The organism is Qipengyuania sp. RANM35, from assembly GCF_041021145.2.
Taxonomy (GTDB): Bacteria; Pseudomonadota; Alphaproteobacteria; order Sphingomonadales; family Sphingomonadaceae; genus Qipengyuania; species Qipengyuania soli.
Genome location: NZ_CM196433.1, coordinates 2,776,268 through 2,801,519, shown reverse-complemented (window position 1 = coordinate 2,801,519; position 25,252 = coordinate 2,776,268). Strand labels below are relative to the sequence as shown.

The following is a 25,252-nucleotide window of genomic DNA, read 5'->3' as shown; positions in this document are numbered from 1 at the left end:
TTGCGTAGCTAGCGCTTGCCACTATCTGGCGCGGTGATGTTGTATCATGCGCGCGGCAAGGCCGCTCTTCTCACCTCGCTCTCTTTCGTAGCGCTGACCTTCCCGCAGCCCGTCCTGGCGCAGGACGCCGTGCCTGCAGACGAGCCAACGGCGCAGGAAGCTGCCAGTGATCCGGCGGATGCCGGGGACGACCTCCATGACAGGCGGATCGACTACAAGGGCGAAATTGTCGTCACCGGGCACGGGCTGAAGAAGCTCGATCTGCTTGCCGGCACGTCGGTGATGGACGTCCGCGCCATCCAGGAAAACACCGCCGGCCAGATTGGCGATGTGCTTGCCGGCCTCCCTGGTGTCTCTGCGACCAGTTTCTCCCCGGGTGCGTCCCGTCCCGTGTTGCGCGGCTTCTCCGGCGAGCGTGTCCGCGTCCTTGTCGACGGGATCGGCTCGATCGACATTTCGAACACTTCCGCCGACCATGCAGTTACCATCGACCCGCTGACGGCAGAAAGGGTGGAGGTCCTGCGCGGTCCGGCCGTCATGATGTACGGCAGCTCTGCCATAGGCGGAGCGATCAACGTCATCGACAAGCGCATTCCGCGCAGGGTCCCCGATGAATCCTACCATGTGGACGCATTGGTAGGAGCAGATACGGCAAGCGACATGCGCGAAGCCGGTGGCTCGCTCGACGTCCCGCTTGGCGGTGGATTTGTCGGCCATGTGGACGGCAGCTGGCGCCGATCGGACGACCTTTCGATTGCCGGATACCAGATCGCGCCGGCCCTGCGCGAAGAACTGCTCGGCCAGGCCGATGCTCTCGAACTTGGCGGCGATACAGATGCCGCTGACGAACTTCGCACGGCCGCTCTCAATCGCGGGACACTACCGAACAGCGGCACCGAGACCTGGACAGCCAATGCGGGCGTCGCCTTCTTCGCTGGCGAGAGCAACATTGGCGCCGCGATCGGCGTTTACGACACGGCCTATGGCGTTCCCACGCGCCCGGGCGGCGGGGAGGCGGAGGAAGTTTCCATCGGCCTGCGTCAGTATCGTGGCGACCTCAGAGCTGAGGCCGTGACCGGCGGCGGATTTCTCGATCGCATCCGCCTGCGCGCCGCCTACAGCGATTACACCCACACCGAATTCGAAGGCGGAGATCCGGGAACGACATTCGACGTTCAGGGGATCGAGGGTCGCCTAGAGTTCATCCAGGCCGATCGCGGAAACTGGCGCGGATCTTTTGGCGGGCAGTACTATTTCCGTGACTTCCTGGCCGTCGGCGACGAGGCCTATATTTCGCCCAACCGCACCCAGCAGCTGGCCGGCTTCGCGCTGCAGGAGTTCGACATCGGCCCTCTCGAACTCGAGCTTGCCGGCCGCTTCGAGCACTCATCCGTCGATTCCACCCAGATCGGGTTCGCACGCAGTTTCAATGCCGTGTCGGGTGCTGCAGGCCTTTCCTACGAGACCGATGGCGGACTGCGCTTTGGCGTCAACGCGTCGCGAGTCTCGCGCGCGCCGAGTGCTGAGGAATTGCTGGCCAATGGTCCCCATATAGCCACCCAGTCGTTCGAAGTTGGCGACCTGGGATTGAAGATCGAACGGGCATGGGGCGGAGAAATCTATGCCCGCGGATCCAAAGGCCCGATCCAGTTCAATCTCGCCCTCTTCAAGAGCTGGTTCGACAACTACATCTACCAGGCCGCGACAGGCGATGTGGAGGACGGCCTCCCCGTCTATGAATACCGGCAGGGCGATGCGACCTATGCCGGGGTCGAGGGCGAGGCGAGCTGGGCCTTTATCGACAACGGGCCGGTATCGGTGCTCCTCGACCTCAAGGGCGACTACATCGATGCCAAGCTTGCCGACGGCACGCCACTGCCGCGCATCCCGCCGCTCAGCCTGACGGCCGGGCTCGAGGCGCAGAGCGATCCATGGGACGCGCGGGTCGAGGTCGAATGGGCCGATGACATGACGCGGACCGCACCGCTGGAAACACAGACCGAGGGCTTCACCCTGCTCAACGCGAGCTTCACCTGGCGACCCATTCGTGGCGACAGGAATATCGCGATCGTGTTCAAGGCCGACAACATCCTCGACGTGACGGCCCGGCGCCACGCCAGCTTCACCAAGGACTATGTGCCAATGGCAGGGCGCAATTTCAGCGCCAACCTGCGCGCCAGCTTCTAGTCGGCGCGCGTTTCGGTGAGCCCTTCGGCCTTGCCTTCGGCATGGGCCGCCTTGACCTCGGCGTCATGCGCCCGGTCGCGTTCGCGCCAGGTGCCGACCTGGCCGCGCACTTGGCCATAGGCGAAGACCATCATCAGCCCGCCGATCACCGCGAGGTTCTTGAGCGCCATTGCCGCCTGCAGCTGGTCGGTGACCTTCTCGTGGAAGAACAGCGTGGCAAGCGCGGTGAAGCCGATCAGCAGCACGCTGGCCAGCCGCGTCATGAAGCCGCTCGCCAGCACCAGCCCTGCGACGATCTCGAACACGCCCACGGCCAGCGCAAGGCTGCCCGGGATCGGTGACTCGGCTTCCATGTAGGCGGCGGTCCCGGCAGGATCCATGACCTTGCCGAAGCCTGCGAAGATGAACAGCGCACCCAGCAGGATGCGACCCAGTATGGCGGCGATCGTAGCCATTATATCTCTCCCCTTGTTGCTTCCCGAAACGGCCCTCTCCCGCCGTCGTTCCTCAATCCTCCAAGGCGAAGGTCAGTTCGGCATGATCGCGCAGGCGTTCGACCAACGCTTCGCCGAGGAACGAGCCGGGCGTGCCCACGCCCCCTTCGGCATCGCTGGCGAGCAATGCCATGCCCGTCTCCGCCAGCATCCGGCTGGTCGAACCATAGCCCGGATCGTACCGCCCCTTGACCCCGTAATGGATGCGCTTCCCGTCGGGCCATTCGCCGACGAAGAGCACATCGTAGTAACCGTTCTCGCGCTCTTCCTTGCTCGGCCCTTCCCCCGGCGCGGGCGGCTTGGCGCCGAAGGGGTTCTTGAGCATTTCCATGACCGCATTGGCCGCCGCCTTGCCCGCTTCGCCCGGGCTGGTGAGCATCATCTCGTCGTAACGGAAGTCCTTCCCGTAGGGGAAGTCGCGCAGGAAATTGGTGCGGTGGACGTTCTTGGTGTTGATCGTCGCCATGATGAAGGGCGCGGCCCACTTGCCGAGCTCGTCCTCGTAGCGCGGGATCATGCCGCTGGGCTGGTCGGGCCCCTCGAATCCGGGCGTCAGGCCGAAGGGGCTGTTGAGCACCTTGATGATCGAGGGGTTCTTGGCCGCTGCCTTCACCGTCGCGGTCAGGCTGGCCGCCGTGCCGCCTGAGAACGTCCCCTGCATCCCGCGAACGCGGCCCTTCACGCGCGGTGCGGGCGAGCCGTGGCGCTTTACCGCTTCCTGCTGCAGCATGAAGACGCCAAGGTCGAAGGGAATGGAATCGAATCCGGAAGAGAAGGCGATCCGCGCACCGCTCTTCTTCGCTGCCTCGTGGTGGAGGTCGATCTGCTCGCGCATCCATGCGGGCTCGCCGCAAAGGTCGGCATAGTCGGTTCCGGTCTTTACGCAGGCCGCGACCAGCCCATCGCCGTAAAGCTGGTAGGGGCCGACCGTGGTCAGCACGACCTTCGTCCGGTTGCACATGGTCTCGAGGCTCAGCGGATCATCGGCATCGGCGACCACCAGCGGGGTCGAGGACGGCGCGCCGATCTCGCCGCGCACTTCCTCCAGCTTGGCCATGCTGCGACCGGCCATCGCCCATTTCGGACCGTCGGCCTTGTTGCCGTATTCGCGCACGAAATGTTCGGCGACGAGGCGGCCTGTGTAGCCGGTGGCGCCATAGACGATGATGTCGAATTCGCGGTCAGCCATGGATTCTCTCTCCTTTGCCCGCTTGAATGCGCGCCACATGGGCCGGAGTCAAAGACGTAGCGTCAGTGCCAATCCAACAGGATGGAACACATGGAACACGGTCCAGGGAATTAATGCCGCCCCTGTCACCCTGCGCGGCCCGAAGTGTCACCCTTCGGCGCAAAGCGTCACTCGCGCCCAGGCTGATGACACCCCATGCCGGCGATGTGTCACCGGGCCGCGTGCAAATGTGTCGCCTTGGCCCACGCCAATTGTCATCGTGGAAGGATTGGTTCGTTGGATCGCGCATGGGGAAGCAAGCAAACCCGATTTCGCGCGAGTAGGAAAGCGCGCCTTCGGCTATGTCCCGCGCGGGATGCGCGGCAGCACGCCGGTCTGGCTCGATATCGCCAGCAACCGTCCGTCCTCGGCAAAGTGCCGCGCCGAGCCATGGACCACGCCGCGGTCGAAGGCGGCGAATTCGATCACCGAAAGCACCCAGCCCGGATCGGTCCCCTGGACGAAGCGGAACATGGCATCGAGGCTCGACCCGCCGCGCGAGGCCGAATGCGCGCCGAGGAAGAGGTCGGAGATGATCGCCAGCCATCCCGCATCTACGGCGAAATCCGCACGTGAGCGGGTCCATGTCGCCTGCATTCCGCGCGCCTCGTCATACAGGGCCACGCGATATTCGAACTGGTCGGGCAGTCCGCCGGGGGAGGAATGGCTGATCTCGACCGGCGTCGCGGCATCGGGACCGGGCAGGTCGGGCATCTGCGCGAAGAGCGTCTGTTCGTAAGGCTCGCGAAAACCGAGTGCGCCGCTCGCACGATGGGTCGGGCGCCCGTTGACGCTGGCCGAGCCAGCATATTGCGCCACCGCCTGCCCGCCGCCACATTGCTCGACCGCGACCACCAGTTCCTCGGCATGCTGCGTCGGTCCGAGGAACTGGACCTGCGCCCACAACAGCGGCAGCTCGCTGTCGAGTTCCATCGCATCGACGATGGCCGCCAGCGCGACGCCGCCCATGATATGCGGCGCGCCATCGGGTCCGGCGGTCGCCGGGGGCATGACAGGGAGGATGTATTCGCCGCTTCGCTGGTTACCCGGGTCCTTGGGAACTACCCGCCAGAACGGAAAGCGGCCGACGCTCATAGCCTCGGCAAAGTCACCCCGCGCTGGCCCATGTATTTGCCTGCGCGGTCGGCATAGGTAACTTCGGGCCGCTCGTTGCCCTGCAGGAACAGGAACTGGCACGCGCCCTCGTTGGCGTAGATCTTGGCGGGCAGCGGCGTGGTGTTGGAAAACTCCAGCGTCACGTGGCCTTCCCAGCCCGGCTCCAGCGGGGTGACGTTCACGATGATCCCGCAGCGCGCATAGGTGCTCTTGCCGAGACAGATGACCAGCACGTCCTCGGGGATGCGGAAGTATTCGACCGTGCGCGCCAGCGCGAAGCTGTTGGGCGGGATCACGCAGACGTCGGTGTCGCGGTCGACGAAGCTGTTGCTGGCAAAATCCTTGGGGTCGACGACGGCGCTGTCGACATTGGTGAATATCTTGAATTCGGGCGCAACCCGCGCATCATAGCCGAAGCTCGACAGGCCATATGAGATGCACCCCTCGCGCCGCTGCGCCTCGACGAAGGGCTCGATCATGCCCTCGTTCATCGCCTTGTCGCGGATCCACTTGTCCGAAAGAATCGCCATGGAAGAGGGATTCCCGATTGGGGGGGCGGGGGCAAGCTTGGGGCGGGGAATATCCCCTTTTGCGGATGGAATGGCCGACTATAAGTGGAAAGCTGACAGAAGCACTTGATCCGTATGACGCTTCATTGTTCGTGGAGCAGAGTTGGGCAATTGAGGGAATCTCATTGCTCGAAAAGCTATTGAGGCTTCGATCTCACCCTCTACGCTCGAACCATCCAACGCAAATTTGGGGGTGCATCCCCTTTTAATTATTTCATTTTTTCTATTCAATGTACTTAGCACTTGCCATCCAAGGAGCGCGTAATTGACCAAGCCCGACCGTCCAGACGGCTCTGTAATTGACCCCCTGATACTGCTGGTGACTGCATCGGCTTTCTTTACTGTGCTGAATGGCTGCGTTGAGCGCTCAAATCTAGAAGGGCAAAGATGGGAATGTCGATACGTCCCATCTGACACTATTTTATCAAACATTCGCGAATATACTTATGATAGAAGTCTAGTGTATATGCTGGGCTCGGACGAAAACAATTCGCATGCAGATGCCATCACTATATATGACGGAAACATAGAATATAGAATTGTAAGTGACAAAAGAGCGAAGGGATTGGCAATATATTTGCATTCTGATGACGGCAGCGCAATTCCCCGATTAGATAAATCTAATACTATCATTGAAAATATTATTAAGAGTCCGTGTCGTAAATCAACTGAGAACTGATGGCGCGCTTTGGCTCGGTCCATCAAGGTTGGATACCTGCTGCGCGTGGTATGTCCGCAATCGGGTCGTTAGCGGACATTCAGCTCCTAACTCGCCAGCAGCGTCGCGTTCCCGCCAGCAGCCGTCGTGTCGATGCACACAACGCGTTCGGTCGCGAAGCGCAGGACGTAGTGCGGGCCGCCCGCCTTGGGGCCGGTGCCTGACAGGCCCTCGCCGCCGAAGGGCTGGCTTTCGACCACCGCGCCGATCTGGTTGCGGTTGACGTAGAAATTGCCGACCCGCGCGTGGCGCTCGACATATTCGCGGGTCTCTTCGAGCCGCGAATGGAGGCCCAGCGTCAGGCCGTAGCCGGTGGCATTGATGTCGCGCACCACTTGCGGCAGGTCGGCGGCCTTGAAGCGGACCACGTGGAGGACAGGGCCGAAGTTCTCGCGCTTCAGGTCGAGGATCGAATCCATCTCGATGATCGTGGGCGCGACGAAGCAGCCCTTGGCGGTCTCGGGCGCGAGGTCGCGCCGCCAGATCGTCCGACCCGACTGTTCGCGCCGCGCGACATGGCGTTCGAGCGCGGCCTGCGCATCGGGATCGATCACCGGGCCGACATCGGTCGCGAGGTCCTCGGGATCGCCCACGCTCAGCGCTTCGAATGCACCGCGGATCATCTCGATCATGCCGTCGGCGACGTCTTCCTGGACGTAGAGCACGCGCAGGGCCGAGCAGCGCTGACCGGCGCTCTGAAAGGCGCTTGCGACGACGTCGCGCGTGACCTGCTCGGGCAGCGCGGTCGAATCGACGATCATCGCGTTCTGCCCGCCGGTCTCGGCGATGAAGGTGGCGATCGGCGCATCACGCGCGGCGAGGCTGCGGTTGATCGCCTGCGCGGTCTGGGTCGAGCCGGTGAAGGCGACGCCCGCAATGCGCGGGTCGGAGGTGATCATCGCGCCGACATCGCCCGCGCCGGTGATCAGCTGGAACACGTCCTCCGGAATGCCCGCCTGGTGGCACAGCTTCACCGCCAGCGCAGCGATTAGCGGGGTTTGCTCGGCGGGCTTGGCGACCACCGTATTGCCCGCGGCGAGCGCGGCGGCGGCGGGGCCGATGAAGATGGCGAGCGGGAAGTTCCAGGGCGAAATCGTGGCAAAGACGCCGCGCCCGGCGAGCGTCAGGCGGTTCTCCTCGCCGGTCGGGCCGGGCAGCGGGATCGGCGCAGTGAACAGCCGCCGCGCCTCGCCCGCGTAATAGCGCAGGAAGTCGACCGCCTCGCGCAGTTCGAGCACCGCATCGACCAGCGTCTTGCCCGCTTCGCGCTGGCACAGGCTGAGGATTTCGTCGGTATGCGCTTCGAACAGGTCGGCCGCTTCCTCGAGCAGCAGCGCACGCTTCTCGCCGCCCAGCGCGTCCCAGCCGGGCTGGATCGCTTCGGCCCGGGCGATGGCCTCGGCCACTTCCTCGGGCAAGGCATCGCGGCGGGTGCCGACAGTCTGGCTGAGATCGTGCGGCTTGGTGATCGGGGCGGTCTCGCCCTCGGCACTGGAGACGAAGGTCGGATCGGCGTGCCACTGGCGGCTTTCGAGCGCGGCGAGGCGCTCCAGCAGCGGCTCGCGCACGGTCGGATCGGCAAGGTCGACGCCTGCCGAATTGACGCGGTTGGGCAGGATGTCGCGCGGCAGCGGGATCGCCGGATTGCGATAGGGCTCGAGCGCGGCGAGGTCCGCTACCGGGTCGGTCACCAGCTCGCTCACCGGTACATCGGCATCGGCCATGCGGTTGACGAAGCTGCTGTTGGCCCCGTTCTCGAGCAGGCGGCGGACGAGGTAGGCGAGCAGGTCCTTGTGGGTGCCGACAGGCGCATAAATGCGCACGTTGGTGCGGGCATTGCCCTCGGCCTGCGCGAGCGTGTCATAGACGTCCTCGCCCATGCCGTGGAGACGCTGGAACTCGAAAGTCTTGCCTGCCGCGAGCGCCTTGATCGCGCCGATCGTGTAGGCGTTGTGCGTGGCGAAGGCCGGGTAGATGGCATCGTCGGCGGCCAGCATCCGCTCGGCACAGGCGAGGTAGCTGACGTCGGTCGCAAGCTTGCGGGTAAAGACCGGGAAGTCCTTGTACCCGCCGACCTGGCTGAGCTTGATCTCGGTATCCCAGTACGCGCCCTTGACCAGGCGGACGAAGAACTTGCGGTCATGCTTGCGGGCAAGCCGCGCGACCCAGTCGACCATCGGCACGCCGCGCTTCTGGTACGCCTGCACCGCCAGCCCGAAGCCGGTCCACTGCGAGCCGTCGGCGCGGGTGAACAGCGCATCGTCCGCCGCCAGCGCTTCGATGATATCCATCGACAGTTCGAGCCGCTCGGCCTCTTCGGCGTCGATGGTGAAGTGAATGTTCGCATCGCGCGCCATGACCGCGAGGTCGCGGATCATCGGCACGAGCTCCGCCACCGCCTGCGCGGCGTGGAGGAAGGTGTACTTGGGGTGCAGCGCCGAAAGCTTCACCGAGATGCCGGGTGAAGTTTCGACCTTGCCCGTGGCCTCTTTCGCCAGCCGCACGATCGCGCGCTCGTAGCTCTGCCTATAGCGTTCGGCATCGGCATAGGTCATCGCCCCTTCGCCGAGCATGTCGAAGCTGTGCGTCAGCCCGCGCGCGCGTTCCGGCGCGGCACGCTTCAGCGCCTCGTCCATCGTCCGTCCGAAGACGAACTGCCCCCCGAGAATCTTCATCGCCTGCAGCGTCGCCTTGCGGATCACCGGCTCTCCGAGGCGATTGACGGTGCGCTTCAGCGTCTTGCCGAGGCCCTTCTGGATATCCTCCGGCCGGTCGAGCACTTCGCCCGTAAGCATCAACGAGAAGGTCGCCGCATTGACGAAGGTCGAGGAGCTTTCGCCGAGGTGTTCGGCCCAGTCGATATCGCCGATCTTGTCGCGGATCAGCGCATCGGCGGTCGCCGCATCGGGGACGCGCAGCAGCGCCTCGGCAAGGCACATCAGCGCAATGCCTTCCTCGGTCGCGAGGCCGTACTGCTGCAGGAACGCATCGAGCCCGCTTGCCTTGCGCGAACGCGCGCCCTCGATCAGCCGACCTGCAAGTCGCGCCGCCTCCGCGTTCTTCTCCGACGCGCGCTGCGCCTGCGCCATGCGCTCTGCGACCAGCGCGTTTTCTTCCGCGCGATAGGCCTCGCGCAATGCCTGGCGGGAGATGGACTTGGGGAGGGAATTTTCGGCGGCCATACGACTCAATTCTTGCGTGAAAGATTGTTGCGCGGCCCTTGGACCCGCAACCTCGCGCAATCAAGCGAAGTCGACGCGTGCCGTAGCGTTCTCAGCCATCCAGCGGATCACCCGCTCCCTGGCGCCGGCGGGCAGGTGGAGACCCAGCTTGCTGCGCCGCCACAGCACGTCCTCACCGGTGCGGGCGTATTCGTGCTCGACGAGGTAATGCAATTCGGCCTCGTAGAGGTTGCCCCCCATGTGTTCGCCCAGGTCGTCGAGGCTGGTGGCATCACCGAGCACTTCGGCCAGCCGCGTCCCGTAGGCGCGCGCCAGCCGGAGAAGCATTTCGGGTGGCACCCATTCGCGCCCCTCGCTGGCGCGCCACAGGAAGCGCGCGAAATCGCCGTCCTCGAACTCACCGCCCGGAAGCGATGCGTCGGCCGTCCACGCCTCTCCGGGCAAGTCCATCGCCTTGCCCAGCTTGGCCAGCGCATGTTCGGCGAGCTTGCGATAGGTGGTGATCTTGCCGCCATAGACCGACAGGATCGGCGCGCCGTCCGCCGTGTCCAGTTCGAAGACATAGTCGCGCGTCACGGTCGAATTCTTGGCCGCATTGTCTTCGTAGAGCGGGCGCACGCCCGCATAGGTCGCGGCAATTTCGTCGGGCGTCACGCTGCTGGCGAAATAGCGCGAAGCGGCCTCGCACAGGTAAGTGACCTCCGCAGGCGAGATCTCGACCGCGTCGAGGTCGCCGTCGAACAACTGGTCGGTCGTGCCGATGAGGGTGAAGTCCCGCTCGTAGGGAATGGCGAAGACGATCCGCCCGTCGGGCTGCTGGAAGATATAGGCGTGCTCTCCCGGGAAACGGCGCGAGACGATGATATGGCTGCCCTTGACCAGGCGCAGGTGTGCGGGCGTGCCCTGGCCCAGCGCGACCCTGGCCACGCGGTCGACGAAAGGACCCGCGGCGTTGACAACGGCCCTCGCACAAACCTCGCGCGTGCCGGCCTCGTCCCGCAGCATCGCCTGCCACGCCTCAGGCCCCCGCTCCAGCCCGGTACATTCGGTCCGCGCCAGCACCTCGGCGCCCCGCGCCTCGGCGTCCATTGCCGTGAGCACGACCAGCCGCGAATCCTCGACCCAGCAATCGGAGTATTCGAAGCCGGACGTCAGTCGATCCTGCAGGACCCCGCGGTGTGGCGCCTTGCGCAGGTCGACCGAACGGCTCTTGGGCAGGCTCATCCGCCCACCGATATTGTCATAGAGCAGCAGCCCGGCCCGCAGCATCCACTTGGGTCGCATGGAGGGTTCGTGCGGCATCACGAAGCGCAGTGGCCAGATGATATGCGGCGCAGCATGCAGTAGCACCTCGCGCTCGCGCAGCGATTCCGCGACCAGTCGGAACTCGTAATTCTCGAGGTAACGCAGGCCGCCATGGACCAGCTTGGTGCTGGCAGACGAGGTATGAGAGGCGAGGTCGTCCTTCTCGACCAGAAGGACCTTCATCCCCCGTCCCGCCGCGTCGCGCGCGATCCCCGCGCCGTTTATCCCGCCGCCGATGACGAGGAGGTCGTAGTACTCCTTCATGAGTGGCGGAACAGGCGTCCTGCCACGGCGTCGAGCTTGGAAAGCAACTCCTTGTCGTGCTTGTCCGGTGCCGTGATGACCGCATCGGACAGCGCATGATCTATGGGCGAAGGATTGCGCTTCTTGGGCAGACCCTTGCAGAATGCCTCGACCGCCTTGCGAGCGACGGCAGAATTCTTGCCCATCTGCGCGACCACTTCGGCGACATCGACGCTGGCCTCGTTGTCGCGCCAGCTGTCCCAGTCGGTCACCATGGCCAGCAGCGCATAGGGAAGCTCCGCCTCGCGTGCGAGCTTGGCCTCGGGCATGCCGGTCATGCCGATGACTTCGGCGCCCCAGTGGCGGTAGAGCTTGCTCTCGGCGCGACTGGAAAACTGCGGCCCTTCCATCGCGAGATAGGTCGCGCCCTCGCTGCAATCCCCGCCGACCTTGGCAACCGCCTTCGCCGCGTGCTTCGACAGGCGCGGGCACACCGGATCGGCCATGGAGACATGCGCGACGAGTCCGTCTCCGAAGAAAGAGGAGGGACGGCCCTTGGTATTGTCGATGAACTGGTCGACCGTCACGAAGCGGCCCGGGGGCAGTTCTTCGGACAGCGAGCCGACCGCGCTGATCGCGAGGATGTCGGTGCAGCCCGCCCGCTTCAGCGCATCGATATTGGCGCGTGAATTCAGTGTGGACGGCGAGATCCGGTGACCGCGTCCATGGCGCGGAAGGAAGCGCACGCGCACATGGCCGATGGTGCCGCAGAGGATTTCGTCCGATGCCTCGCCCCAGGGCGAGTTGATCCGGATCCACTGCGCATCCTCCAGCGCATCCATCGCGTAAAGGCCCGATCCGCCGATGATTCCGATGGTCCAGTCGCTCATGATCTTCCTTGGTCCCTTTTCAAAAGGCACTGCCCGCCCGCACGTGACCGCACGGTTCCGGCTTAGGGTTAACGCGCAGAAGGGGGTGACCTCTCCCCGACGCCGTGTCCAGCCCCGGCAAGCATTTGCGCGCCGCAACCGTATTCATGCAAGGCGAAGGACAGGCTTGCTTGACGGGAGGGCGCCTCCGCGCCGAACAGTGTCGCCCCTGAAAGCGAGGACAGTGCGATGACCCCCAAGCCGCTCCAGCCGACCCTAGCCGCGCTCAGCGAGCGGCTGCGCGAGCTGCACCGGACCACTGCGCAGACACCGCTGTTCAACCCGGTATTCCAGCTTTCGCTCGACCTGTCGCGCCAGCTCGAAAGCGGGATGACCTCGATTGCCGACCTTGCCGGGCTGGTCGACGAGCTCGAAGCCAAGTCGCTCGAATCGCGCGCGTCGCGCCTGCGCTGCCTGGTCGAGCCTTCCGCATCCTCGCGCCGTCTCGCGGAACTGGCCGACGCGTCAGGCAGCTTCGACGCCTTTCGCAGGTTCTGGGAGCGCCCGCATCTCCATGCGGTCTTCACCGCGCACCCGACCTTCCTCCTCACGCCCGGCCAGTCGCAAGCGGTCGCGCAGAGCGCCGTAACCGGCGATCCCATCCCACCGGGCACCGGAAGCGAGCGGCCAGACATAACTCTCGCCTACGAACACGAATGCGCCATGGCAGCCATCGCCCGCGCGCAGGACGCCCGCGACCGGATCGTGGCCGAAGTTTTCCGGCAGGCGAGCGAGGCATGGCCCGAACGCTGGCAGGAACTGGCTCCGTTGCCTTTCCGCTTCGCAAGCTGGGTCGGTTACGACATGGACGGTCGCACCGATATCAAGTGGTACACCTCGATCGCCTTCCGCCTGTCGGAAAAAGCCGAACGCCTGTCGCGCTACGCCGCCTCGCTCGAAGCCATCGATGGTGCTCACCCGCTGATCCCGACCTTGCGCACGGCAGGCGATCTCGCCGGTGCCAGTGCCGCGGAGTTCGGCGGCGACCTGTCCGATCCGGCAGACCTTTCCGCTGCCGCAGACCGGCTGACCGAAGGGGGCGAGGCGCGACTGCTCTCGCTCGCCCCGCTGGTTGCGCAGCTGGAAGAGGAGGCCCGCGCCGCCGAAACCGGCAAGGCCATCGCCCTGCGCACTCTCGCCGCGGCGATGCGCGCAGACGGCCTCGGCATGGGCTGGATCCACTTCCGCGTGAATGCCAAGCAGCTGCATAATGCGATCCGCCAGCGGCTCGGCGATGCGCACGACATCGATCTCGGCAGCCGCGGTGCGGTGGCGGCGCTGCGCGACCTCGTCGATGCCGCTGAGCCGATCAGCGCCAATTTCGCCAGCCTCGCGGTCGAAAGCTCGACAGCGGTGCGCCAGTTCCTCGCCATGGCGCAGATCCTCAAGCATGTGGACGCAGATGCGCCGATCCGCATGCTGGTGGCCGAATGCGAGCAGCCCTCGACCGTGCTTGCCGCGCTGTTCTTCGCCAAGCGCTTCGGGATCGACGGCAAGGTCGACGTCTCGCCCCTGTTCGAGACCGAGACAGCGCTGGAGCACGGCGGGCGCTTCCTCGACCAGTTGCTCGCCGAGGAAGCCTACCGCAGCTACGCCCGCAAACGCGGCCGCGTAGCCATCCAGACGGGATTTTCCGATGCCGGGCGCTTCGTCGGCCAGATCCCCGCAAGCCTTGCCATCGAGCGCCTGCAGGGCCGCCTCGCCGAAGCGATGGCCAATAACGGCATGACCGATGTCGCGGCGCTGGTTTTCGACACGCATGGCGAAGGCATGGGCCGCGGCGCCCATCCCTCGAGCTTCGAGGACCGCCTTGAATGGCCGCTGAGCCCCTGGGCGCAGCGCCGTTTCGCCCGTGCGGGCATTGCGCTGGAGCCGGAAGCGAGCTTCCAGGGTGGCGACGGATATCTGTTTTTCGGTACACCCGAGCTGGCGCTGGCGACCCTGACGCGGATCGTCGAGTTCAGTCCCGCGCACACGGACACCGATGCTCCGGTCGATCCTTTCTACCGCCGCACCGACCTCAGCCTCGACTTCTACCGCGCGATCAAGGAGCACCAGCGCGACCACCTGGAAAGCCGGACCTACAGCCGCGCAATTACCGCCTTCGGCCTCGGCCTGCTCAATGAAACCGGCAGCCGCAAGTCGCGCCGCCAGTCTGACATCGCCGCCGACCGCGACATGAGCCTGCGCCAGATCCGCGCCATTCCGCACAACGCCATCCTCCAGCAGCTCGGCTACCCGGTGAACATCATCGCCGGTGTCGGCAGTGCGGCGGAAGGCAACATGGAGGACATCGCCGCGCTGATCGGCGAGAGCGCGCGCGGGCAGCAGATCATGCGCCTGGTCCGCGCATCGAACGCGCTCGCCAGCATCAAGACGGTCGCCGCCTATGGCGAGCTGTTCAATTCGGCATACTGGGCCAGCCGCCCCTATCGCGGGACCGAGGACCACCTCGGCGAGGCTTGCGAGGCCCTGGCCGAGTACCTGATTTCCGACGACCGCAACGGAGTCTTCCGCCGCCTCGCCTCGCGCCTGCGGGTCGATGCGCTCAAGCTCCACCGGCTGTTCGACTTGGTGCCCGACGAGGACCCGCATCCCGAACGCGAAGGGGTGCGACGCATGATCGGCGTGCTTCAAGCAGTTCGCCTGGCCCTGCTCCAGCACATCTTCCTCAAGGCCGTGTCGGTCCCGGCCTTCAGCCGGGCCAACGACATCAGCCGCCACGACGTGCTCGAGATGGTCTTCTCGCTCCGCATCGAGGACGCTCTAGCGCAGCTGCGCCGCGCCTATCCCACCAGCTTCCCGCGCAAGGGGGATTTCGCCATGGCCGAGCCGGGCGATTACCCCCCGGGCCAGGACGAGGGCTATGCCGCCATCCGCCAGCAATTCATCGACCCGATCGACGATGCCTATGCCCTTTGCCTGCGCATCTCGACTTCGATCGCCAACGAGTTCGGCGCCCACGGCTGATTGAAATTTCGCGCTTTTCGCTTCACACCCGCAGGACAGGGGGAGAAGCGAATTGGGCAATTTCTTTCTTGGCGTGCTGGTCACGCTGGTGGCACTGGTCTCGATCGGTCTCACGGTCTTCAAGGTCTTCCGCCGCGGCGCGCTGACCTTCGAGGTCGAGGGCTTCTACTCGCATGTCATGGACGGCGATTCCGGGCCATTGTTTCGCGATATCCAGCGTGACGCCCAGACGGCCGAGCTGTGCCGGGTCGACGATCCGCTGGCCTGCTCCGTACGCGATGCAGTGCTGTGCCATTCACAGGAGGGGCCCGGAGAATGCAATGTCCTGTTGCTTTCAGGCGGCGGCCAGTGGGGTGCCTTCGGCGCGGGCCTGTTCGACACGCTGAGCAGGAAGAGTGGTGCCCCGGAATTGGCCCTGCCCGGGATCGGCGTGATTACCGGCATTTCGACCGGATCGCTGCAGACGATGATGCTGATGGTTGCTCTCGACGAGAAGCAGACACCCGAAATGCGGCGCTTCGCCATCGACCGCATGCTCTGGGGCTACTCACCGGAGAAGGAGAGCGATGTGGTCGATCACAACGGGCTCCTGACGGTCCCGCTGTACGGTTCGGCCGCCGGAACCGCGCCCTTGAGGAAGCGCATTATCGAGGCGCTGGCACCGGGCGGTGATTATCGCCTTGTCGATGCCATTGGCGCGTCGAGCGTTGCGGGATACGCGGGCTTCGTTGAAGCGGAGCGTGGCATCTTCCGCTATGCCGATTTGCGCGAACTGGTGAACAAGGCGGCGAACAAGGCTGCCGCGACCGAGGCATTGGCGGCGGCCACGATGGCTTCATCCGCCATGCCAATTTTCCACCAGCAACTGCGCGTCGCGGGGAGCGGCGGAAAGGCATTGTCGCTCTACGATGGCGGCGTCAGGCGCTCGGTATTCTTCGATCGCGCGATGGCTCTCGTCGACAAGGAGGTGCGCGAGGCCATGGCGAGCCATGGCATGACCAAGACCGCCGCGGTCACGCAGGAAGCCTTTTCCGAAGAGTACCGGCGCAAGGCCCCGAAAGTTTTCGTGGTCCGCAACGGCCCGACCGTGCGCAAGTTCGACGAGACCCTCAACCACAAGTCGGGTCCGCTCGAGAACGGCCAGCGCGGCTACGACCTGCTGGTCAACGAAAGCGAAATCGGCGCCATCGCCTCGCTCCGCCTGAGCAATCCCTATGGCGAGATCCTCGTCACCACGGCCGACCAGTACGACACCTTCCCGAGCGAGGTTGGCGAGAACTTCAAGAAGGACGAGATGTTCAAGCCCGCCTTCATGGCGCGGCTGCGCGACCTGGGGCGCTACAAGGCAGAACGGGCAGGCGGGGCCTTCTGGCCGCTCAGCACGCTCTAGCCGGGAAAGCTATTCGCTGGCACGGGCAATGGCCGGGGCACAGGTGCCGATCGACAGGTTGCGCGAAATCACGTCGGACACATTGCCGACGAACACCGCCTCGCTATTGAGCGGGCAGAGCTGCAACCGCTCTAGCTGGTCTGGGTCGATGCGCAGGCGATACGTGCCCGGAACCACGCGTTCGAAGAAATAATACCCGTCGACCTCGGTCTTGGCATAAGCGACGACATCGCCCTTCTCGTTGACCAGTTGGAGCCGCACGCCGGAAACGCCGCGCTCGCCGGCGACATCGGCGAAGCGCGCCATGCCCTCGATTTCGCTCAGGGAAACGACCGGATAATCGATCGCGTGGATTCGGCCCGCCCGCGGCACGACTTCGAGGCCGGGCTTTGCCGGAGCCATGTCGATATCGGGCAGGGTGGTCGTGTCCATCTGGATGCTGACCGCGCGCCCCATGCCGAGCCCGGTGAGCCTTGCCACGCCCTTGTCATCGGTCTTCGCGGTCTGGTTGTAGGCGACGAAATCGACATCCCCGATGGCTTCGTCGCCCACGCCGAAGGTCCCGTCGCCATCGAGGTCGCGGAACGCGCGGACGGTCGCGCCGCCGGAACTTGCCAGACCCGGCCTTGCCATGAACATGCGTCCGCGCAGCGGGTCGCGCCCGAGGCTGAAGCCGAGCCGCAACCCGACGTAATAGCTCTTGTCGACGAAGGAATAATTGGAATCGAGCGCAAGGCTGAAGCGATCGAAATCGCGTACGCCGGATATTCCGAAGCGCGCACCCTTGGCATTGAAGTCATAGCCCGCAATGCCACGAATCGAGGTCTTCGGATCAATGGCGTGATCGATCTCGAGCGTGGTATTCGTGAGATCGGTCGACGGCATCAGCTGGTAGCCCAGCGAAACGCGGGCGCGCGTCGAGCCGCGCGAAATCGTCGCGAGGTCGAAATTGCCGTAGAGCTGTTCGTTCTTCTCGATGTCCGGCCCGGTAACCCGCGAATAGTCGATCGTGTTCGAAACCAGCAGGCCGGCCAGGCGGCTCGATGCCCGCAGCCCTCCCACCAGCGTATTGCGCCCATCGACATCGAGGTAATTGCGGAAGCGGGCGCTGAGCGGGAGCGTGAAACTGTCGTTGTTGAGCGACAGGCTGGTGTTGATGTCGACTTCCGTCGCGCGGCGCAGGAACTGCTGGCCGATGAGCTTGGTCTCGTCGGGGAATTCCCCGCCGTATTCGGTGTGGCTGACCGTGATCGCCGAGCGACCGAAACGTCCGCCGATGCCGAGGCCGAAAGCCGTCGCGCCGCCGTCCGCGTAACCCGCATCAGCCTTGACCGCGAGGCCGGCGATACTCGTCCTCAGACCCGCATTGGCGAGCCAGCGGTCCTGGTCGAGCGTCTGCAGCCACGCCCCGCCGAAGATACCGGTCAGGCCCGAGGTCAGGCCATAGGCCAGCTGTGTCGATGCACGCCACGATCCGAAGTCTCGCGACGGGACGAAGCGTGGCTGGCGGACCTCGAACAGGTTTTCGTCCTTTTGCGCCAGGTCCATGCTGTAGACCAGCTTGCCCTTCGGCACGCGGCCATCGCCGACGCTGATCCGCTGCACCGTCTCGCTGCGCTGACCCTGCGGCCCGAAGAAGACAAGGCGGAAGACGTTGAGGCCGAAATCGACCGGGATACGCAGGAATTCATACTGCCCATTGACCGCATCGCGCGTGGATCCGACCAGCACGTCGTTGCGGTAGAGCTCGACCTCGTAGCCGTCGGGCAGGATGCCGCGGATATCGACCTTGTCGAATACCGAAGACACCTGCGAGGGCGCATTGGTCAGGGTCAGGCCGCGCCCCGAAACGCTTCGCAGGCCCAGCGCCATGGTGGTCGAATGGATGTCGCCCAGGGAAAAGGCAGTGGCCTTCAGCGGTCCCAGCAAGTCGGCATCGGGGTCCATCCGCCCGACCTTGAACAGCGAAGCGACGAGGCCGTTCTTGGTATCCCCGCTGAGGTAGGCATCCGCCGACAAGTAACCGAGGTCACCCGCCAGCAGGATGTCGCCTTCCATCCGGGTGCCGTAGATGCGGTCCGAAACCGCGCGCAATTCGACATCGGCCGAAGGTATCGAGAAGGCCTGGTAGGGTTGCTCGACACGGTCGAATTTCGGGCCACTGTCGGTCGAAGCCTCGCGCGCCGCCAGCTTCTCGCGGTCGGCCTCGCGCTTCCTGCGGGCCTCGAAGGGAAAGGTTTCGAGCGTCTTGAGGAGGACTGTCTGCGATCGCAGGTCGGCAGTGACCTCGACCGGGAAAAGGACCGCGAACTGGTCCATCCGCAGGTAGAGCTCGCCATCGAAATCGGTGGCAAGAGTGTTGTCGATCCGGATCGTCTTGCCCGGCAGCTCGATTTCGTCGCCGCGCAGGTCGATGGTGATCGTGCGGTCCTCGCTGAGCACCCAGCCATGAGCGTAGCGGCCCTCGTCGGTAACCGTGACCGCAAGGTCGAGGATGCGCGCGATCGCTCCGAGCGGCAAGTAGAGCCCGCCGCGCGTGCCATAGGCAATGATCGTGTCGGTTTCAGGCGCGCCATTGACCTTCAGCTCGAGGATGAGCTCGTCCTGGTAGCTCAACAGCGGGGTTCCCGCAGTGGTCGAGAAAGGCGCGTTCGACGCCATGCCGAGCTGGACCGGATCGTCGGCAATCGAGGCCGGCTGGCCGGAAACCTGCTCGCCGGTCCCGGGCATGCCGAGGATCGAGGACTGGCGCGGCAGCGGTACGAGTTCGGCGACCGGCTCGACGGGAGCCACCGATGCCGTCGAAGCAGTGCTGGCTGGCGATGTCGCCTGAGCCGGAGCTATCGGCGCGAGTGGTGCCCTGACCTCCGGAGAAACCGTCTTCTCAACAGTAACTTGGCCTTGGGGGGCGTCCGTTTTATCCGTCGCAGGGCTCAGCGGAGCAGGCACCATTCCCTCATCGGCAATCCGGGCGGACGGGGCTGGCGATGCGGGAACCGACGCAGCAGCGGCAATGGAAGCAGGAGCAGGGACGGGAGCTGCGGCAAGTGCCGGAACCGGGTCCACAGGGACAGTAACTTCAGGCGGGTTGTCCGGCAGCGCGGTCACCGGCGCAGGCTCTGGGTCCGGAACTGTCGCGGCAGGCGGAATTTCGCCGGGCTCAGCTTGCGCGAAAGGCGCCTCGACGGGCGCCTCGGTGATCGGGTCTGCTGGTTGCTCCGCTGACGGGGAAGTCACCCCTGTCGCGACTGGCGGAGGGAGCGGCGGTGGCTCGAGAACGGGCTCGGCCACCACCTCCTCCGACCGGACTGCAGGGGCTGCAAGTGGCGCAGCGGTCGGGACGGTTTCGGCGACATCGCTCGGTACAGCCGCCTCTGCGGGGCCGGAGGGAGCGCCGAAGACATCCGCGAAGCTCGGAACCTCGCCCGAGGTTGCGGCAGGCGATGCAGTGGTGCCAACGGCGGCGACCGGTTGGTCCGGCGCTGCCGCGACGTTCTCGACCGCTGCTGGCGGACTTGCCGGAGCTGGCCCTTCGCCAACATCGCCCGCAGGAGCGACCGGCAGGACGAAGGATGGACGGGCCGGATCGACCGCGACCGGAACCCTGCTTGCAGAGGTGAGCAGACCGCTGCGACGTGCCTTCAGGCTGGTCGACGTACCATTGGCCGTCGGCAGGCGTGTTGCGGAAGCCCCGAAGCTGGGCTCGGGCAGCGGCGCACGCAAAAAGGGCTTTTGCGGAGCGCCCTCGTCTCCGTCGTCGCCATCGCCCGGGAGTTGCGGCAGGTAGTCGCTGTCGTCCGTTGCCAGCGAGTAGCCGACAAGGGCCGCGGCGAGGCATGCGACGCCTGCACCACGGACGAAAACACGGTTACTCACGGGACCTGGAATGCGCTTTCGGCAAGCTTGTTACCGGGCGAGAAGTCATCGTCGACAAAGTCGATCGTCAGGCGCGTTCCCTTGGCCAGCAGGCGCGGGTCGGTCGTAGGATCGATCGGGACGATGACCTGGCGCGAATCCACTTCGGGGTAGACGCCGATACCCTTGGAGATCGCGATCGGCTTGGAAGAGCCCTGTGCCCGAACGAAGACATCGCCGAATGCGGAGCGGGTGCCCGAACGCGTGAGCGTGAACGACACCGCGCGCGAACCGTCAGGTTCGGTGATGATCCTGGGTGCGGTAATGCCGACGTCGAGGGTGGTCGTACCGACCCGCACGAACACCGGGATGGCGATGCCGAAGCGCGGGCGGATGGTCACACCGATGCCGTCCGGCTGCTGGGCACCGGCTGCCTGCTCGATGCTGAATCCGGCATCCTCGGGGACCGAAGTGACGACGAAGTGCGAGCGGTACTCGCCATCGGGCACTTCCGCGCCCGCGCGCGCCATGATGCGGACGAGCTGGGATTCACTACCCCGCAGGATGACCCTGCGCGGCGAATAGCGCAGCATCTCGCTGGCAGTGCGGACCTTGGCCTTGGTCGCCTCGTCGAGACCGTTGTCGAAGCGGACGAGCTGCCCCTGCGGGGTCATCGCCATGTCGACGATCGCGATCTCGTATTCGCCGTCGTCGGTGGTCTTGTTGTAAAGGCCCACGGTCGCGATTTCGCGCCGTCCGTTGATGACGACGCGCTTGGGGAAGAGGTTGACGTCACCCATGCCCCCGACAGAGCCCGCAGGTGGAACGGGCACGGCTGCGCCGAGATCGCCGGCTTGCTGCGCCGAAGAGGAGGTGATGCCCATCGCCATGAGGCACGCGATGGCAGTGCCGGCGGCCACGCGGCTGCGGAGTTTTCTGGTCGGACCCGACGTCATGTTAGGATTGCCCGTTCCCTAGAGGTTGCTTCGAACCTGAGGGATAACCCTAATATGGTTAATTTATTGGTAAACTACGGTGACGTCGAATGTCCCCGAGTATTGTCCAACTGCCTGGTTTGCCCCGACGTTCAGGCGTCCGCCCACATACAGGTTGTAGCGGCCGTTGGCGTCGAAACGGGTCGAACCGTTGACGGCATTCATGCGGAACCGGTCGACGCGCATGGTCGCAGTCCCATTGGTGATGTCGATGCGACTGGGCAGGAAGACGAGGAACCTGCGATTGTTGTCGCCAACCAGCAGGAAGCGCGAAGGGCCACGATTGCCCGGGTAGGCGCTGATATCGATGTTGGCTGTGATCGTACCGGTCGGATCGATCTCTACCATACCGGCGCCGGCAGGACGAACGATGACGCCGAAGCGCAGGTCGTCGACCTTCTGGATCTTTGCCGGCTGGGCAATGGTAACATTGGCGGTTCCGGCAACAGTCTTGGTGTTCCCGGGCGCCGCTTGCGCCGAAACCGCCACCAACCCCAGCGTGCCGGCCATCAGGCCTTTGGCTATCTTGTGGAGGGCGGTGCGCATGGTGCGTTTCCGGCACGAGGAAGCCGTCGGGTCAGGATGACCCGCCCGACGGCTAAACTCGAGGCGCTACTTAGTTGTAGGTAACCGTGGCGTTGTAGGTGGTGGTGTAAACACCGGCAGCCTGGCTGGCCGGAATGTTCAGCACACCGCCGACCGAGAACTGCGTCGAGCCACCGGCACCGATGGTGCCCGAAGCAGGAGCAGTCGTGGTGAACGACATGCCGCCCATGGTGTTGCCACCGGTCACGATGGCGAAGCTGCGACCCGCATCACCCGTAACGGTGAACGAGTCCGACCCGCCCGTGCCGAGCTGGACTGCATCGCCCGAAGTGACGGTCGCGTTGGCGCCGACGACGGTAACCTGGCTGGCAGCCGAAGGCGAAACGAGAACGCCGAAGTTCAGCGAGGCAGCGTCGTGCGAAATCGAGATCGGCGCAACGATGGTTGCGGTGGCCGAGCCCGTGGTGGTTGCGGTGTCGCCCGGCGCCGCAGCGGCCGGGACAGCGATGGTTGCAGCGGTAGCGACGACTGCCGCCAGAACGATCTTCTTCATGTAGGTGTCCCCTGGTATCTTTCTATGGCGCCCAGCAGCAGCCGGTGCGAGCTAAGGGATACCGCGTAGCTTTTAAGAAAGGCTTACTGGGAAAATAACCCGCAATTACGTGGTTTTACGCACAAGCTTAGGAGCGCCTTAATCATAGGAGACAACCACTGCGAGCTCTGCCTGGTAAATTCCCGGCTCAGTGCCTGCAGGAACAGACAGCGTTCCACCGACTCGAAAACTGTCATTGCCGCTCGCGTCCAGCAGTCCTCTTGAATCCTGCGCCGAACCGGATCCGACCCAAATCCTTATCGCGCTGATCGGCAAGGTGGCATAGCCGCCTTCCTGCCGCACCGCGCTGGCCACCTGGGGCGCATCGATCCGGTAACGACGCCCTGCTTCACCCGTCACTCCAAATTGCGCCGGGCGCGCAAAACAGCTGGCATTGTGCGGGCATGCCGGAGCGAGGCTGCCCGAAAAAGTGCTGGCCCCGGTCTGCGGATCGACCGTGATCGATCCGCTTCCAGAACGCGCCGCCGCAATCACGCCGAATTGGAGCGGGTCGATCGAACGCAGGGCGATCGGCTCGACGATCGTTGCACTTGCAATCCCGCTTGCCGCGGCACTTCCGCCGGCAATCGCGGGGACTCCATGGCTGCCTGCCGCAAGACCCGCCAGGACGAGGAGCCAGCGCGCCTGCATCTCAGCGCTCGGACACCAGTACGGCATCGACCGGAATCGGAATTGCGACATTGCCCCCGCCAAAGCTCCGGTCCACATCGAGCCTTCCACCCAGGTTGAAGGACATCGAACAGACCCGCTGGAGGCAATTGGCCAGCTGGACGCGAACGATCTGCCCCGGTGCGATCGAGGGATAGCCGGGGATGTCCGACTGGTAGCGACTGAGCCGCGCCGTGAGCCCGCCCTGCGCAAACGCAGAAGGGGTCGAGAACACGAGATCAATGGTCACATCGACCCGGCGCTTGGAATTGTTGCCTCGGTCGTACTGCACCGTGAAGCGGGCAGGTCCCGTTCCTGCGCTGCTAAGGGCAAAGATCCCTGCGCTGCTTACCGCCCCGCTCGCCGAAACCTCGCGGAAACCTGAACTGGGCACCGCAAAAGTGCCAAAGCGCAACATAAGCGGATTGGTCACCGAAATGGTCGAAGGCGCCCCGAGAGCAGGGGCTGGTCCCGTCGCCAGCAGCAGGGTCGCCACGACGCCGATCTGGCCCATGCGCAGTCGTCCACGCTTCTTCAGGTCTGTCCCACGCATCTCCATGACCCGGCAATATAGAGGATCGTCGCAAGTGTTAAAAGCTTGGTAACCATGAGTGGAGTTGCGTAGTCCGACCTTAAGTCCTTGGCGAGCAACGTGCGGTCGGGCGCATTTTCTTTGTCAAACTGTGCGGGAACGGCTAATCTATCGCGTCCGGGCCGATGTATCACAAAGCGAGCGACTTATGGCCGCGCGGCGAAAAGCCAGCGCAGGCGTATTGTGGAGAAGACCAACGCCTTATGGTGCTGGCTGCTCATGGCACGGGTGCGCTTGTCGATGACGCAGAGCTGAAGGGAATTGCAGCCCTGGCCGCGGAGATTTGTCAGACCCCCATGGCCATGGTGACCATGGTGGAGAGTGAGCGGCAAGTCTTCCTCGCTCGGCTCGGTGTGGCCGATGAGGAAACCCCGCGCCCGACCAGCTTCTGTGCCCATGCCATGCTCGGCGATTCCGCCATGGTTGTTACCGATACGACGCGTGACCCGCGCTTCTCCGAAAATCCGCTGGTGACCGGAGAACTCGGTATCCGCTTCTACGCAGGTCAGCCCCTGATTTCTGCCGAGGGTGCGCCACTGGGTGCACTGTGCGTGATCGACACCGTGCCTCGTCCCGAGGGACTGTCCGACCTACAGCGCCAGACGCTGGAAACTCTCGGGCTGGCCGTCATGCGGCGCCTCGCCTCGCAACGACAGTCTGAAGAGCGTTCCATCGAGCAGGAAGCTGCCCAGCAGCGCATCCAGCAGGTGCTCGATTCCTTCCCCGGCATCGCCTGGTCGGCTGATGAGGGGCTGAATTTCGACTATTTCAACGCCCGCTGGATGGAACTCACCGGTGCACCGGCTCCGAAGACCGTGGCCGAGTGGAGCGCAAGCATCCACCCGGAAGACTTCGCCCGCAGCGCCCCCGCCTTTCAGGATTCGGCATCGCGTGGCGAGCCGTTCGAAGACGAGGTCAGGCTCAAGCAGGCAAATGGCGAATGGCGCTGGTCGCTGTCACGCGTCGTTCCCATCGAGACCCCGCAGGGTGAGCGGCGATGGGTCGGGACACTCATCGACATCGACCGCGAACACCGCCAGCGTGAAGCCAACGACCTGCTCGCCAACGAGCTGTCGCACCGCATCAAGAACATCTTTGCGGTCATTTCGGGGCTTATAGCGATCAGGTCGCGCGGACGTCATGAAGTCGCCGAATTCGCCAGCGAGCTGAGTGCGGCGGTCCGCTCCCTCGGCACGGCACATGACTATGTCCGCCCGCTCGAGGGCCGTAGCAGTGATTGCCTCAAGGGCCTGCTGGGCGACCTGCTCGCGCCCTATCACGACGGCAGCGACCGCGTGGAAATCGCCGGTGACGATGTCGCGATCGGCGCAAGGGCAGCGACACCTCTGGCGCTCATCTTCCATGAGCTTGCGACCAATTCGGCAAAGTACGGCGCGCTGTCGAATGGCAAGGGTCGCGTGCAGGTGACGATTGCCTCCTCCACGGAGGAGGGGGGTAGAATCCATGTCATATGGTCCGAAACCGGTAGCCCGGTCGAAGCAGACCAGGTTCAGGACCGCGAGGGCTTCGGCTCGCGTCTTCTGCGCATGGCGATCGAAAGCCAGTTGCAAGGACGTTTCGAACGCCGGTTTACCGATGACGGGATGCTTGTTGAAATCGATTTCCCTGCCGTCTCGATAACCGGCTGAGCCACATCGGGGTCGCCAGCGGG

18 protein-coding genes are annotated in these 25,252 nt (G+C 64.7%); 5 read left to right on the top strand and 13 right to left on the bottom strand.

All coding sequences use genetic code 11. The features are described 5' to 3' along the window. The first annotated feature begins 36 nt into the window (after nucleotides 1-36). Nucleotides 37-2,187 carry a TonB-dependent receptor gene (locus RAM60_RS13980; protein ID WP_369026256.1) on the top strand — a complete coding sequence of 717 codons (2,151 nt, stop codon included), beginning with the start codon at nucleotides 37-39 and terminating at the stop codon, nucleotides 2,185-2,187. On the opposite strand, the gene RAM60_RS13975 is transcribed toward RAM60_RS13980, so the two are convergent. From RAM60_RS13975 to dcd, 4 genes are all read right to left on the bottom strand, one after another. Beyond that, complete coding sequence (locus RAM60_RS13975; RefSeq protein ID WP_200981921.1) at nucleotides 2,184-2,642, bottom strand: DoxX family protein; 459 nt, start codon at nucleotides 2,640-2,642, stop codon at nucleotides 2,184-2,186. The two genes, RAM60_RS13980 and RAM60_RS13975, sit on opposite strands and share 4 nt — an antisense overlap. 52 nt (nucleotides 2,643-2,694) lie before the next feature. Further along, the gene (locus RAM60_RS13970) at nucleotides 2,695-3,870 is read right to left on the bottom strand and encodes a saccharopine dehydrogenase family protein (RefSeq protein WP_369026257.1); all 1,176 of its coding nucleotides are present in this window, start codon (nucleotides 3,868-3,870) and stop codon (nucleotides 2,695-2,697) included. Between the two features lie 339 nt (nucleotides 3,871-4,209). Continuing rightward, nucleotides 4,210-5,004: a hypothetical protein gene (locus RAM60_RS13965; RefSeq protein WP_369026258.1), complete on the bottom strand. Its 795-nt coding sequence runs from the start codon at nucleotides 5,002-5,004 to the stop codon at nucleotides 4,210-4,212. Further along, the gene (dcd, locus tag RAM60_RS13960; protein ID WP_173212812.1) at nucleotides 5,001-5,555 is read right to left on the bottom strand and encodes a dCTP deaminase; all 555 of its coding nucleotides are present in this window, start codon (nucleotides 5,553-5,555) and stop codon (nucleotides 5,001-5,003) included. The genes RAM60_RS13965 and dcd overlap by 4 nt, the downstream gene beginning before the upstream one ends. Before the next feature lie 304 nt (nucleotides 5,556-5,859). Here dcd and RAM60_RS13955 point away from each other — a divergent pair, with 304 nt between their 5' ends. Further along, the gene (locus RAM60_RS13955) at nucleotides 5,860-6,273 is read left to right on the top strand and encodes a hypothetical protein (RefSeq protein ID WP_369026259.1); all 414 of its coding nucleotides are present in this window, start codon (nucleotides 5,860-5,862) and stop codon (nucleotides 6,271-6,273) included. Between the two features lie 86 nt (nucleotides 6,274-6,359). Here the strand turns inward: RAM60_RS13955 and putA are convergent, their stop codons facing one another. The 3 genes from putA to RAM60_RS13940 are packed head-to-tail and all read right to left on the bottom strand — an operon-like array spanning nucleotide 6,360 to nucleotide 11,932. Continuing rightward, nucleotides 6,360-9,494, bottom strand: a complete 3,135-nt coding sequence (gene putA, locus RAM60_RS13950; protein ID WP_369026260.1) for a bifunctional proline dehydrogenase/L-glutamate gamma-semialdehyde dehydrogenase PutA — start codon at nucleotides 9,492-9,494, stop codon at nucleotides 6,360-6,362. A gap of 60 nt (nucleotides 9,495-9,554) precedes the next feature. Continuing rightward, complete coding sequence (gene glpD / locus RAM60_RS13945; RefSeq protein WP_369026261.1) at nucleotides 9,555-11,063, bottom strand: glycerol-3-phosphate dehydrogenase; 1,509 nt, start codon at nucleotides 11,061-11,063, stop codon at nucleotides 9,555-9,557. Then, nucleotides 11,060-11,932, bottom strand: coding sequence for a phosphorylase family protein (locus RAM60_RS13940; RefSeq protein WP_200981916.1), 873 nt, complete (start codon nucleotides 11,930-11,932; stop codon nucleotides 11,060-11,062). The genes glpD and RAM60_RS13940 overlap by 4 nt, the downstream gene beginning before the upstream one ends. 228 nt (nucleotides 11,933-12,160) lie before the next feature. On the opposite strand from RAM60_RS13940, the gene RAM60_RS13935 reads away from it, so the two are divergent. Together RAM60_RS13935 and RAM60_RS13930 are read left to right on the top strand one after the other, a co-directional pair. Beyond that, complete coding sequence (locus RAM60_RS13935; protein WP_369026262.1) at nucleotides 12,161-14,941, top strand: phosphoenolpyruvate carboxylase; 2,781 nt, start codon at nucleotides 12,161-12,163, stop codon at nucleotides 14,939-14,941. A gap of 52 nt (nucleotides 14,942-14,993) precedes the next feature. Further along, complete coding sequence (locus RAM60_RS13930; RefSeq protein ID WP_369026263.1) at nucleotides 14,994-16,331, top strand: patatin-like phospholipase family protein; 1,338 nt, start codon at nucleotides 14,994-14,996, stop codon at nucleotides 16,329-16,331. Nucleotides 16,332-16,340: 9 nt separating this feature from the next. On the opposite strand, the gene RAM60_RS13925 is transcribed toward RAM60_RS13930, so the two are convergent. From RAM60_RS13925 to RAM60_RS13900, 6 genes are all read right to left on the bottom strand, one after another. Then, a complete protein-coding gene (locus RAM60_RS13925; RefSeq protein WP_369026264.1) occupies nucleotides 16,341-20,207 on the bottom strand; it encodes an SdrD B-like domain-containing protein in 3,867 nt (1,288 codons plus the stop codon). After that, entirely contained in the window at nucleotides 20,204-21,106 is a 903-nt protein-coding gene (locus RAM60_RS13920) for a fimbrial biogenesis chaperone (protein ID WP_369026265.1), read from the bottom strand. The genes RAM60_RS13925 and RAM60_RS13920 overlap by 4 nt, the downstream gene beginning before the upstream one ends. A gap of 99 nt (nucleotides 21,107-21,205) precedes the next feature. Further along, complete coding sequence (locus RAM60_RS13915) at nucleotides 21,206-21,727, bottom strand: DUF4402 domain-containing protein (protein ID WP_369026266.1); 522 nt, start codon at nucleotides 21,725-21,727, stop codon at nucleotides 21,206-21,208. A gap of 70 nt (nucleotides 21,728-21,797) precedes the next feature. Further along, nucleotides 21,798-22,280, bottom strand: coding sequence for a DUF4402 domain-containing protein (locus RAM60_RS13910; RefSeq protein ID WP_200981910.1), 483 nt, complete (start codon nucleotides 22,278-22,280; stop codon nucleotides 21,798-21,800). Between the two features lie 138 nt (nucleotides 22,281-22,418). Further along, the gene (locus RAM60_RS13905) at nucleotides 22,419-23,021 is read right to left on the bottom strand and encodes a DUF4402 domain-containing protein (RefSeq protein WP_510639903.1); all 603 of its coding nucleotides are present in this window, start codon (nucleotides 23,019-23,021) and stop codon (nucleotides 22,419-22,421) included. After that, the gene (locus tag RAM60_RS13900; RefSeq protein WP_369026268.1) at nucleotides 22,972-23,541 is read right to left on the bottom strand and encodes a DUF4402 domain-containing protein; all 570 of its coding nucleotides are present in this window, start codon (nucleotides 23,539-23,541) and stop codon (nucleotides 22,972-22,974) included. The genes RAM60_RS13905 and RAM60_RS13900 overlap by 50 nt, the downstream gene beginning before the upstream one ends. Before the next feature lie 242 nt (nucleotides 23,542-23,783). Here RAM60_RS13900 and RAM60_RS13895 point away from each other — a divergent pair, with 242 nt between their 5' ends. Continuing rightward, nucleotides 23,784-25,229 carry a sensor histidine kinase gene (locus tag RAM60_RS13895; RefSeq protein WP_510639901.1) on the top strand — a complete coding sequence of 482 codons (1,446 nt, stop codon included), beginning with the start codon at nucleotides 23,784-23,786 and terminating at the stop codon, nucleotides 25,227-25,229. The last annotated feature ends 23 nt before the right edge of the window (nucleotides 25,230-25,252 follow it).

Excerpts from the sequence above, each read along its gene's own strand:
- RAM60_RS13980 (WP_369026256.1), top strand. The coding sequence starts at position 37 with ATGTTGTATCATGCGCGCGGCAAGGCCGCTCTTCTCACCTCGCTCTCT.
- RAM60_RS13975 (WP_200981921.1), bottom strand. The coding sequence starts at position 2,642 with ATGGCTACGATCGCCGCCATACTGGGTCGCATCCTGCTGGGTGCGCTG.
- RAM60_RS13970 (WP_369026257.1), bottom strand. The coding sequence starts at position 3,870 with ATGGCTGACCGCGAATTCGACATCATCGTCTATGGCGCCACCGGCTAC.
- RAM60_RS13965 (WP_369026258.1), bottom strand. The coding sequence starts at position 5,004 with ATGAGCGTCGGCCGCTTTCCGTTCTGGCGGGTAGTTCCCAAGGACCCG.
- dcd (WP_173212812.1), bottom strand. The coding sequence starts at position 5,555 with ATGGCGATTCTTTCGGACAAGTGGATCCGCGACAAGGCGATGAACGAG.
- putA (WP_369026260.1), bottom strand. The coding sequence starts at position 9,494 with ATGGCCGCCGAAAATTCCCTCCCCAAGTCCATCTCCCGCCAGGCATTG.
- glpD (WP_369026261.1), bottom strand. The coding sequence starts at position 11,063 with ATGAAGGAGTACTACGACCTCCTCGTCATCGGCGGCGGGATAAACGGC.
- RAM60_RS13940 (WP_200981916.1), bottom strand. The coding sequence starts at position 11,932 with ATGAGCGACTGGACCATCGGAATCATCGGCGGATCGGGCCTTTACGCG.
- RAM60_RS13935 (WP_369026262.1), top strand. The coding sequence starts at position 12,161 with ATGACCCCCAAGCCGCTCCAGCCGACCCTAGCCGCGCTCAGCGAGCGG.
- RAM60_RS13915 (WP_369026266.1), bottom strand. The coding sequence starts at position 21,727 with ATGCGCACCGCCCTCCACAAGATAGCCAAAGGCCTGATGGCCGGCACG.
- RAM60_RS13910 (WP_200981910.1), bottom strand. The coding sequence starts at position 22,280 with ATGAAGAAGATCGTTCTGGCGGCAGTCGTCGCTACCGCTGCAACCATC.
- RAM60_RS13905 (WP_510639903.1), bottom strand. The coding sequence starts at position 23,021 with ATGTCGCAATTCCGATTCCGGTCGATGCCGTACTGGTGTCCGAGCGCT.
- RAM60_RS13900 (WP_369026268.1), bottom strand. The coding sequence starts at position 23,541 with ATGCGTGGGACAGACCTGAAGAAGCGTGGACGACTGCGCATGGGCCAG.
- RAM60_RS13895 (WP_510639901.1), top strand. The coding sequence starts at position 23,784 with ATGGTGCTGGCTGCTCATGGCACGGGTGCGCTTGTCGATGACGCAGAG.